The sequence below is a fragment of the Marinobacter sp. L-13 genome (assembly GCF_056857715.1).
In genome coordinates this window covers 1-10,460 of record NZ_JBSXNQ010000026.1, presented here as the reverse complement: position 1 = coordinate 10,460, position 10,460 = coordinate 1, and the positions used below count along the sequence as shown (strand labels likewise).

At 55.7% G+C, this 10,460-nt stretch carries 10 protein-coding genes; 1 reads left to right on the top strand and 9 read right to left on the bottom strand.

Annotated features, from left to right (window positions below):
* Positions 1-316 precede the first annotated feature (316 nt).
* The 9 genes from AC13DD_RS01260 to AC13DD_RS01220 form a co-directional block, all read right to left on the bottom strand.
* Positions 317-679 (bottom strand): hypothetical protein, encoded by a 363-nt coding sequence (locus tag AC13DD_RS01260; RefSeq protein ID WP_273073089.1) that lies wholly within the window; start codon positions 677-679, stop codon positions 317-319.
* Between the two features lie 103 nt (positions 680-782).
* Positions 783-1,097, bottom strand: coding sequence for a HigA family addiction module antitoxin (locus tag AC13DD_RS01255; protein ID WP_008174257.1), 315 nt, complete (start codon positions 1,095-1,097; stop codon positions 783-785).
* A gap of 14 nt (positions 1,098-1,111) precedes the next feature.
* Positions 1,112-1,393: a type II toxin-antitoxin system RelE/ParE family toxin gene (locus tag AC13DD_RS01250; RefSeq protein WP_008174260.1), complete on the bottom strand. Its 282-nt coding sequence runs from the start codon at positions 1,391-1,393 to the stop codon at positions 1,112-1,114.
* A 135-nt stretch (positions 1,394-1,528) separates the two neighbouring features.
* The gene (locus tag AC13DD_RS01245) at positions 1,529-2,071 is read right to left on the bottom strand and encodes a DinB family protein (RefSeq protein ID WP_008174262.1); all 543 of its coding nucleotides are present in this window, start codon (positions 2,069-2,071) and stop codon (positions 1,529-1,531) included.
* 283 nt (positions 2,072-2,354) lie between these two features.
* Positions 2,355-3,050: a TSCPD domain-containing protein gene (locus AC13DD_RS01240; protein WP_273045864.1), complete on the bottom strand. Its 696-nt coding sequence runs from the start codon at positions 3,048-3,050 to the stop codon at positions 2,355-2,357.
* A 27-nt stretch (positions 3,051-3,077) separates the two neighbouring features.
* Complete coding sequence (locus AC13DD_RS01235) at positions 3,078-5,216, bottom strand: adenosylcobalamin-dependent ribonucleoside-diphosphate reductase (protein WP_039882043.1); 2,139 nt, start codon at positions 5,214-5,216, stop codon at positions 3,078-3,080.
* Between the two features lie 402 nt (positions 5,217-5,618).
* Complete coding sequence (locus AC13DD_RS01230) at positions 5,619-6,413, bottom strand: ABC transporter ATP-binding protein (RefSeq protein ID WP_092032790.1); 795 nt, start codon at positions 6,411-6,413, stop codon at positions 5,619-5,621.
* 9 nt (positions 6,414-6,422) lie between these two features.
* The gene (locus AC13DD_RS01225; RefSeq protein WP_008174269.1) at positions 6,423-7,325 is read right to left on the bottom strand and encodes an ABC transporter permease; all 903 of its coding nucleotides are present in this window, start codon (positions 7,323-7,325) and stop codon (positions 6,423-6,425) included.
* A 66-nt stretch (positions 7,326-7,391) separates the two neighbouring features.
* Positions 7,392-8,366, bottom strand: a complete 975-nt coding sequence (locus AC13DD_RS01220; protein ID WP_008174270.1) for an ABC transporter substrate-binding protein — start codon at positions 8,364-8,366, stop codon at positions 7,392-7,394.
* A gap of 241 nt (positions 8,367-8,607) precedes the next feature.
* Here AC13DD_RS01220 and AC13DD_RS01215 point away from each other — a divergent pair, with 241 nt between their 5' ends.
* The gene (locus tag AC13DD_RS01215) at positions 8,608-10,275 is read left to right on the top strand and encodes an AMP-binding protein (protein WP_482930738.1); all 1,668 of its coding nucleotides are present in this window, start codon (positions 8,608-8,610) and stop codon (positions 10,273-10,275) included.
* Positions 10,276-10,460 lie beyond the last annotated feature (185 nt).

Sequence of the window (10,460 nt, the reverse complement as noted above, 5' to 3'; positions counted from 1 at the left end):
GAAACGCTGGAAGCGGATCAAGGGGTTTAACCAACTGAAGCTGGTCGTGAATAACGTTCAGTTTCGGGATGGAGAACGGGTGGATGATCAATCCGGCAGAGACGCCGCCTGATGCTCATACACCAGATTTGACAATAACTCTGGTCCATTTGAGCTTCCATGCTCGCCCTGGACTCCGGGCACACAATAGGATTTATCAGCACCTTTCATCGTGGATTCTGACGAGGCACCTCGCGCCATCCCCACATAACGCGAAGCGCACCGGTGACCTTTTCGGAGCTAAGCGGAGAAAAGGGCATCCGTGTGACGCGTATTGTTAAAGCCCGACTTCCAGTTTGGTCTGGGACTTCAAGACTTTCACTGCATATTCGAGTAGGGCTATCGTACTGTTTAGTTCAGCATCTCCACCCAGGCTTATTTCAATCGACGAGGTTTCTTCAAAAAGTCCAGATTTCGGATTTTTTATCTTTAGGTCCGTACTGCCATGGTCTTTAATTTTAAGGTACGTGCGGCCCCCATGACCGCTGTCGCCGCCCATAAAGCCCGTAGTTCCAGCCGTAATAGACTGGATGTGCACACCGGTGAGGGTATAAGTGAACGTTTGAATTTCTGCTCCATCAATCGTGACCGAGCCAACTTCCGTATTCTCCATCTCATGAAGATCAAAGCCATTACCCATTTGATAGCTCCTTAGACTGATGTGCTTATAGCTTTAACGCCCGCCATCACCGGTGACAAAACCAGAGCGAAGCGGAGGTTTTGGCATCCGGTGCATGGCCTGGTTATGCAGCATGTAGCGGCTTGATCCGATCCACTTCTTCCTTGACCGACTGAGCGGCGGTCCAAAGATCAACAGATCGCTGCGCATTCAGCCAGAATTCCGGCGAATTACCAAACAAACGTGCAAGCCTAAGCGCCATTTCAGGGCTGACAGCACGACGCTCGCGCAGTAATTCATTAACTGACTGGCGAGAGACACCCAGAGACTCAGCCAACCCCGAAACAGTCAGGCCATAGTCCGGAAGAAAATCCTCCCTCAGCATTTCGCCAGGATGAGTCGGTTTGCGCTGCATACCGGCAGTATTAAGAATAGCCATAGTCATCCCCTCACTCAGTGGTAGTCACACACCTCGACTTCATACGCATCGCCATCTTCAAAACGAAAACAGATACGCCACTGATCATTTATTGAAATTGCATGCTGCCCCTGCCTGTCTCCCGACAGCGGGTGAAGGCGATTGCCAGGCGGCACTTTCAAATCCTCTAACTGTACGGCCAGATCCACGTATTCAAGTTTTCTAGCGGCTCTCGATGCAACATCCGCAGGAAATTTCTTTGACTTGCCCTTGGAGTAAAGTTCTTGGGTTCGTTTGTCAGCAAAGGATTTGATCATGAAACGAAGTGTATTGCGTCACGTGACGCTTGTCAATATGGCCTGAGAATTACTGCATAACGCTGAGCTTAGCGGCGCCACGACAGTGGCGTCCGGTGGACGGCCCTCGGGCCGGGAACGCACTACAGCGACTGGTTATACGTGAGTTTCCTTCGGAATCAGAGCCAATAGGTCAGTAACCCCAACGTCCGCACCTGCCTGTGATAATAGAGCGGAAACTTGCCCTCGATGATGAGCCTGATGGTTAAAAAAATGAAGGACAAGACTCGAATATCGCTTATTGGCCGGAATCCCTTTGGTGTTGTGGTAGCTGAGAACGAAATCCAGATCGCTTTGGGTTAACCCGGCTACCCAGCTAATAATCTGCCGGTCAAGCCAAGTCCGATGTTCGAATAAGCTACCAATATCGTCAAACACTATCTGGCTTAGGCTTGTCGGATTTGGAAGGTTGGCGACCTCCTGCAACGAGCCCACGCAGGATGGATGGTTGGCAAACCGCTTCAGCCAGATCGTGTCACCAACGACGATGTGATTCAGAGTTCCAAGAATAGAGCCGAAAAAAGCCCCGCGATCCTGAGTTAAGTCTGTTGCAGAGAGCGAACTTGCAGACTCGTAAATTTTGGAATTCATCCATTGGTTGTATATGGACAGCAATTCAAAGTGATCTTTCAGGCTCACCTGAGTTCCCTCTCATGTATAACATTTTTATATTGGTCGCGATGACCATTTTTCCGACCAACTATCCAGAATGACCACTTTGCCAATCGAACCAAAAGTTCAAAAAATCTCAATATCTTGAATTCCAAACTTGCCTCAAAACTTCTATAAAAACGATCACAACGACTGCTTTTCCTGAGATCACCAATTTTTCGATAAAACCGATGACTTTTCCTGCCCACCAAACAAAAAGGCCCGAAGTTCTCACTCCAGGCCTTCTTGTTACTCAGTGCCGCTCATCATCTCAACCGCACTTGCTATCGCCGCAGGAGAGGCAAGTCGCACAGCCGTCCATCACAATCACCGCCTTGGTGCTGCACTTGCCGCACATGGTGGCGTTGGGTGGGTAGTCGTCGGCTTTTTCGTCGTTCGTGGCCGTGCTGTGGCTGGCTTCGAACTCGGCGCGCTTTTCAGCGAGGATGCGCTTGGTGGTTTCGCTCATTTCCTCGCTTTCCAGCAGGCCGATGGCCTTCAGGTGCTTCTCAATCACGGCGCCGATTTCAGCGACCAGGGACGGCATGAACACGCCGCCTTTCTTGAAGTAGCCGCCGTTGGGGTCGTACACGCTACGCAGCTCTTCCACCAGGAAGGTTACGTCGCCACCCTTGCGGAATACCGCAGAGATAACGCGGGTGAGGGCGATGACCCACTGGAAGTGTTCCATCGACTTGGAGTTGATGAACACTTCGTACGGCTGCCGGCTTTCGTGGTCGGTGCCTTCGTTGAGCAGGATGTCGTTGATGGTGATGTACATCGCGTGCTCAGCCACCGGCGGCTTGATCTTGTAGGTGGTGCCCAGCAGGAAGTCCGGCCGTTCGATGTATTCGTTCATCTGAACGGGCTTGGTTTCCGCGTGCACCGGTGCCTGGTGTTCGGTAGCTTCGGGGTCGACCTTCTTTACGCGGTAGCCGACGATTTTGTTGCTGATTTTAACTGTCATGTTCGTTTTCCTGTGTCGGTTCCCGGATCAGTACTTGCCGTAGGTGCCTTCTTTAAGCGCGTCAAACAGGTTGGCGGCGTTGTGGATTTCGCCGTCGTACTCTACCTGCTCGTTGCCCTTGAGGGTGACCTTGCTGCCATCGTCCAGGGTGAACTCGTACAATGTGTTCTCGAGGTCTTTTTCCTTAACCAGTACGCCCTGGAAGGCTTCCGGGTTGAAGCGGAAAGTGGTGCAACCCTTCAGGCCCATGTCGTAGGCGTAGAGGTAAATGTCCTTGAAGTCCTGGTAGGCGAAGTCTGTCGGAACGTTCGCGGTCTTGGAAATCGAGGAATCTACCCACTTCTGGGCGGCGGCCTGGATGTCCACGTGCTGCGACGGTGTTACATCGTCGGAGGTGGTGAAGTAGGCCGGCAGCTTCTTGTCCTCGTCATCGGAGAACGGCATGGCGCCCGGGTTCACCATATGACGATATGCGAGCAGCTCGAAGGAGAATACGTCGACTTTCTCTTTGGTCTTCCGGCCTTCGCGGATGATGTTACGCGCGTAGTGATGCGAGAAGCTCGGCTCGATGCCGTTACTGGCGTTGTTGGCCAGTGACAGGCTGATGGTGCCGGTCGGCGCGATGGAGGTGTGGTGGGTAAAGCGGCCACCTTTCTCGGCCAGTTCTTCCACCAGCTTCGGTTCCACGTTGGCAATCTGCTGCATGTACTTGCTGTACTTGGCGTGCAGGATGCGGCCTTTCACCTTGTCGCCCAGTTTGTAGCCGTCTTCAGACAGCTGCGGGCACTTGGTGAGCATTTTCGGGGTAATTTCGAACTCGTCGTCCATGATTGGCGCAACGCCTTTTTCTTCGGCCAGGGCGAGGGACTGGCGCCAGCCTTCCACGGCCATTTCACGCACGACTTCTTCGGTGAACTGTACGGATTCTGCAGAACCGTAGGGCATGCGCAGCATGGCGAGGGTGGAACCCAGGCCCAGGATGCCCATGCCGTGGCGGCGCTTGTAGGTGATTTCGTGGCGCTGCTCGGCCAGCGGCAGGCCGTTGATCTCTACCACGTTGTCCAGCATGCGGGTGAAGATGCCCACCACCTTGCGGTACTTCTCGTAGTTGAAGCTGGCCTTGTCGGTGAACGGGTAGTCCACGAACATGGTCAGGTTCACCGAGCCCAGCAGGCAGCTGCCGTACGGGGGCAGGGGCTGCTCACCGCAGGGGTTGGTGGCGCGGATGTCTTCGCAGAACCAGTTGTTGTTCATCTGGTTGACCTTGTCGATCAGGATGAATCCCGGCTCGGCGTAGTCGTAGGTGCTGGTCATGATGGTGTCCCAGATGAACTGGGCTTTCAGGGTGCGGTAGATGCGGCAGGCAACCTTGCCTTCCCCGTTCACCACGTAGCCTTTCTGTTCGGGGAAATCACGGTATACGAACTGGCTCTCGTCGCTCAGGTCCAGCTTTTCGTCTTCCACTTCCTTCTGGGTAACAGGGAAGGAGAGGTGCCAGTCGTCGCCGTTGCGTACGGCTTCGATGAAGTCTTCGGTGATCAGCAGCGAAAGGTTGAACTGGCGCAGGCGACCGTCTTCACGCTTGGCCTGGATGAAATCGATCACGTCCGGATGGTGCACATCGAAGGTGGCCATCTGGGCGCCACGGCGGCCACCGGCAGAGGACACGGTAAAGCACATGCGATCGAAGATATCCATGAACGACAGCGGGCCGGAGGTGGTTGCCCCGGCGCCGGCCACATACGCGCCTTTCGGGCGCAGGGTGGAGAATTCATAACCGATACCACAACCTGCCTTGAGGGTAAGGCCGGCTTCGTGGTTCTTTTCCAGGATGTCGTTCATGGAGTCCTGAACGGTGCCGGAAACGGTGCAGTTAATGGTGGAGGTTGCCGGCTTGTGTGCTTCGGCACCCGCATTGGAGGTAATCCGGCCGGCGGGAATGGCGCCGTTCTGCAGGGCCCAGATGAAGTTCTTCATGTGCTGGGTGCGTACGGATTTGTTTTCCACCTCGGCAAGGGCTTTGGCAACACGTTCGTAGGTTGCGTTGATGTCCTTGTCTACGGGCTCGCCGGTCTTGGTCTTCAGCTGATATTTACTGTGCCAGATGTCGATCGAGGCTTCCTGCATCGGGATTGTCGTTACCACTGCCTGTGCCTTAGCGTTCATTTCCACCCTCTGTCTTCCGGTATGTCTTCTTTTGATGGCGCCAGTCCTTATACCGGCGGCGCCATACCCCTTGAGAATCGTCTGATTGGCCTTGGGCCTGTTTTCTTTTTAACCACTATATATGGGCTGAATCTGAAACGAGTATAACAGGATATAGTGTTCTGTGAATAAGAACGCAACTATTGATAGACGCTTCGGGGCAAAGAAAATCAATCAAAACCGACTTGAATCCGGGAAATTTTTTCTAAAACAGCGGTTTGGGGCTAAAGGTTCAAAACCACTACATGTTGTGGTTTTGTGAGGATGTGGTGTCAATAGCGAATTGTGCGATTCCGGTCGAAAAGTGACAAAAACAAGCGGGCCCGGAGGGGAAACGGGGGCCAGTCTGGCCCCGTTTTTTTATCAGCCCAGCAACAGGCTGTCGTCGTCCACTTCCAGCCCACGCTGCTTTTCAAACAGCCCGAGCAGATCCTTCACTTCCAGACCTTCCCGATCTTTGCCTGCGATATCGAATACCACCTGGCCCTGGTGCAGCATTACCGTGCGGCTGCCGACTTCCAGTGCCTGCTTCATGCTGTGGGTTACCATCAGTGCCGTGAGCTTCTGCTCTTCGATGATCTTGGTGGTGAGTTCCAGCACGAATGCAGCGGTTTTCGGGTCCAGCGCGGCCGTGTGTTCGTCCAGCAGCAGGATGCTCGAGGGCGTTAGGCTCGCCATCAGCAGGCTCACGGCCTGGCGCTGACCCCCGGAGAGCAGGCCCATCTTGTCGCCAAGACGTTTTTCCAGGCCCAGATTCAGGGACGAAAGGCTGTCCCTGAATTTTTCCATGTACTGCTTCTTCACGGCGCTGGTGAGGCCGCGGCGTTGGCCACGTTTGATGGCCAGGGCGAGGTTTTCCTCGATGCTGAGGCCCTCGCAGGTACCGGCCAGTGGGTCCTGGAATACCCGGGCAACACGGCCGGCCCGTTTGTGGGTCGGCAGTTTGGTGACGTCCAGGTTGTCCACGATGATCTGGCCGCTGTCTACCAGCACTTCGCCGGCGAGGGCATTCAGAAAGGTGGATTTGCCGGCGCCGTTGCTGCCTATCACGGTGACGAACTCACCCTGGTTAACGGTCAGGCTCATACCCCGAAGGGCCGGGTTTTCCAGCGGTGTGCCCCTGCCAAAGGTAAGCCGGAGATCGGTTGCACTGATCATGTCGCCTCCTTAGGCCTTGCTACGGGAAAGTTTGCCGGCAATGGATGAACGTACGCCGGGCAAAACGATGGCCAGGGTAACCAGAACCGCGGTAATCAGGTTCAGATCCTGGGCCTGCAGTCCCAGGAAATCCGCATTCAGAGCGAAGGCAATGGCCAGTCGGTAGATGATTGCGCCCACCACGCACGCGATGAGCGCGCGTACCACGGTCGAGGGAGTCACCACGGCTTCACCGCCAATCAGGGAGGCAAGGCCAATGACGATCACCCCTACGCCCATGGTGACATCGGCTGCACCCTGGCTCTGGGCAAAGAGCGCACCGGCAAGTCCGACAAGGCCGTTGGAAACGGCAACGCCGAGAACAATCATGGCGCCGGTGGCGATGCCCTGTGCCCGGGCCATTCTGGCGTTGGCGCCAGTGGCTCGCATGGCCAGACCGGTTTCGGATTTCATGAAACGCCACAGCAGGATAAGGGCAACAAAGACCACAATAACGAACAGAAGCACCGGTACCTGATGGTAGGCCAGATCCAGGTCGTACCAGGGCGTCAGCACGGTTTCTTCGGTCAGCAGGGCCACGTTCGGGCGGCCCATGATGCGCAGGTTGACTGAATAGAGCGCAATCATGGTCAGGATCGAGGCAAGCAGATTAAGAATGTTGAGTTTCACATTCAGCAGTGCTGTTACCGCGCCTGCGGCCATGCCGGCCATGACGGCACAGCCTGTGGCTAACCACGGGTTCCAGCCTTCAATGATCAGTACGGCGGCAACGGCAGCACCGAGGGGAAAGCTGCCATCTACAGTGAGATCCGGGAAATCCAGCACCCGGAAGGAGAGGTAGATGCCGAAGGCGACCAGGCCGTAGATCAGTCCGGTCTCAATGGCACCATAAAGAGCGATGTTACTCAGCATGGTCGGGTATCACCAATGATAAAACGGGCAGCCCCTCGTGAGGGCCGCCCGTTGGGTTCAGGGGGATTACTTGGCGCTGTCGATCACTTTCTTCGCGTCTGCGATTACATCATCTGACAGGGTGATGCCCATGCGCTCTGCGGCGGCCGGGTTCACGAACAGGTCCAGCTTCTCCATGGTTTCAACCGCCATTTCGCCGGGTTTCTCGCCATTCAATACCCGGGCAACCATCACGCCGGTCTGGCGGCCATGGTCGTAGTAATCAAACCCGAGTGCTGCAACGGCACCGCGCTCAACGGTAGCGGTGTCTGCCGCGAATACCGGAATGCTGGCGCGCTCACCAACAGAGATGACGGCTTCGGCAGCACTGATCACGGTATTGTCTGTGGTCAGGTAGATGGCGTCTGCTTTACCCACCAGGGAGCGGGCCGCGCCCAGAACCTCGGAAGTTTTGGTGGCAGCACCTTTTACCAGTTCAAGGCCACGCGCCGCGAGGCGCTCTTCGAGCAGTTCCACCAGGGAGACGGCATTGGCTTCGCCCGGGTTGTACACCGTGCCAATGCGTTTGGCATCGGGCATTACGCGCTGCAGCATGTCCAGGTGTTTGTCGATGGGCAGCATGTCGCTTACGCCGGTAATGTTGGCGCCAGGCGCCTCCAGATTACTTACCAGCTTGGCGCCAAGCGGGTCGGTCACAGCGGAGAAAATCACCGGTGTATTGCGGGCCGCAGCGGCAACGGTTTGCGCGGAAGGCGTTGCAATCGCCACGATCACGTCGGGACTCTCACCAACGAATTTGCGAGCAATCTGGGAAGCAATGGCAGAGTTGCCCTGGGCACTTTCGTGCATCACTTCGAGGTTGTCGCCCTCTTTGAAGCCGCGCTCGGCGAGTTCATCTTTTATGCCCTGGTAGACGGCGTCCAGTGCCGGGTGTTCCACAATCTGTGTGATGGCTACAACGCGGGGTTCCTGTGCCTGAACAAGTGTTGCCAGCGCCAGCAGGGTGGCACCGAACAGGGTGCGCAGGGTTGTCTTGGCCATATGCCCATCTCCGGGTAGGTTAACTGATATGTTGCGAATCTGAAGGGGCGGAAGTTTACCACAGGCAAGGGGTTCAAGGGGTAGGGGATGTTGCCGGTGGCGGCGTTTTGGTTGCAATAGATGCAGTTGGAAATTATTTTGCTTGTGTCACGTTTTGACCGCTCATACTATGTTGAAATACCCTACGAAAGTCTAATAATAAATCATCTATAACTCGAATAACGAACTGCAAGGAAGGTCCATGGACACAACAAACAAGCTTCCCCTGGATATGGTTGATCACTGGGAGAAGGCCAAGGCGAACTCCGTATACATGACCCAGCCCATTGGCGACGGCAAAACCGTCGACTACACCTGGGGTCGGGCGGTGGATGAGGCGCGGCGCATGGCGTCTTACCTCAAATCGCTGAATCTCCCCGAAAAGAGCCGCATCGGCCTGATCTCCAAGAACTGCGCCCACTGGATCATGACCGACTGGGCCATCTGGATGGCCGGTCACATTTCCGTTCCGCTGTATCCCACCCTGAATGCCGACACCGTTAACTACATCCTGAACCACGCCGAGTGCGAGGTGGTGTTTGTCGGCAAGCTGGACGACTGGGACATGATGAAACCGGGCGTGCCGGAATCCGTGCGTTGCATCTCCTTCCCGCTGAGCCCTCCCAATGATTTCGAAACCTGGGACGATATCGTCGCCAAGTATCCGCCTCTGGAAGAAAATGTTAAGCGTGATGCCGACGAACTGGCCACCATCGTTTACACCTCAGGCAGCACCGGTAAACCCAAGGGCGTCATGCTCAGCTTTTACAACATGGCCTATGCGGCAGAGGGCGGCATGGAGGTACTCGGTGTGAGCTCCGAGGAGCGCATGTTGTCGTACCTCCCGCTGGCTCACGTGTTCGAGCGTACCTTTGTTGAGCTGGCCTCGCTCTATGCGGGTTTCCACCTGTATTTTGCAGAATCTCTGGACACCTTCGTGCAGGATTTGCAGCGTGCGCAGCCAACGCTGTTCCTCTCGGTACCGCGCCTGTGGGTGAAATTCCAGCACGGTGTGCTCCAGAAGCTGCCGAAGAAGAAGCTGGACCGGCTGCTGAAGATTCCGGTGGTCAACAAACTGATCAAGAAGAAAATCCTGAAGGGCCTTGGTCTGGACAAGGTCAAGCTGGCAGGCAGTGGCTCAGCCCCCCTCGCGAGCGACGTTCTGGACTGGTACCGCAACCTCGGCCTCGAGTTGCTTGAGGGCTATGGCATGTCTGAAAACTTTGCCTACTCCCACATGAGCAAGCCAGGGCGCTCAAGAACCGGTTACGTTGGTGAGTCCGCGCCGGGGGTTGAAACCCGCATCAGCCCGGAGGGAGAGATTCAGATCAAGAGCCCGGCCACCATGATGGGCTACTACAAGGACGAAGAGAAAACCCGGGAGACCTTCACCGAGGATGGCTTCCTGAAGACTGGCGACAAGGGTGAAATTGATGAGATGGGCCGGCTCAAGATCACCGGTCGCATCAAGGAAATCTTCAAGACCAGCAAGGGCAAGTATATTGCGCCTGCACCCATTGAGAACCGTCTGATGTCCCACGATGCCATCGAGATGGTGTGTGTCTCCGGTGCCAATCAGACCCAGCCCCACGCGCTGGTGATGCTGGCCGAGGAGTCCCGGCCGAAAATGGCGGATGAAGCCTTCCGTAAGGAAATCGAAGAGAGCTTCAAGAAGCTGATTGCCGATGTGAACAAGACCGTGGATCCCCACGAACAGCTGGCGTTTATCACCGTAATGAGTGACGAGTGGTCGATCGAGAACAGCTTCCTCACGCCGACCATGAAGCTCAAGCGCAATGTGGTTGAGGATGCGTATCAGGAGCAAGTGGAGAACTGGTATGCACAGCGTCAGCCGGTTATCTGGCAGTAAAACGCTCGATTCGAAATGAAGATGTTATAGCCCGGCTCAGCCGGGCTTTTTTGGTGCGCCCGGCACGGGCGCACTCCTGGAGGTGCAAGTCCTCCCGTGAGCTGGCCACAGCGAACGAAGTGAAGCGCAACTGCGGAAGGGTGACCGACCGTGGGGAGGAAGCGTGGAGCGTAAACCGTGAGCCG

Coding starts and splice junctions, on each gene's coding strand:
- AC13DD_RS01260 (WP_273073089.1), bottom strand. CDS start 679: ATGGGTAATGGCTTTGATCTTCATGAGATGGAGAATACGGAAGTTGGC.
- AC13DD_RS01255 (WP_008174257.1), bottom strand. CDS start 1,097: ATGGCTATTCTTAATACTGCCGGTATGCAGCGCAAACCGACTCATCCT.
- AC13DD_RS01250 (WP_008174260.1), bottom strand. CDS start 1,393: ATGATCAAATCCTTTGCTGACAAACGAACCCAAGAACTTTACTCCAAG.
- AC13DD_RS01240 (WP_273045864.1), bottom strand. CDS start 3,050: ATGACAGTTAAAATCAGCAACAAAATCGTCGGCTACCGCGTAAAGAAG.
- AC13DD_RS01235 (WP_039882043.1), bottom strand. CDS start 5,216: ATGAACGCTAAGGCACAGGCAGTGGTAACGACAATCCCGATGCAGGAA.
- AC13DD_RS01230 (WP_092032790.1), bottom strand. CDS start 6,413: ATGATCAGTGCAACCGATCTCCGGCTTACCTTTGGCAGGGGCACACCG.
- AC13DD_RS01225 (WP_008174269.1), bottom strand. CDS start 7,325: ATGCTGAGTAACATCGCTCTTTATGGTGCCATTGAGACCGGACTGATC.
- AC13DD_RS01220 (WP_008174270.1), bottom strand. CDS start 8,366: ATGGCCAAGACAACCCTGCGCACCCTGTTCGGTGCCACCCTGCTGGCG.
- AC13DD_RS01215 (WP_482930738.1), top strand. CDS start 8,608: ATGGACACAACAAACAAGCTTCCCCTGGATATGGTTGATCACTGGGAG.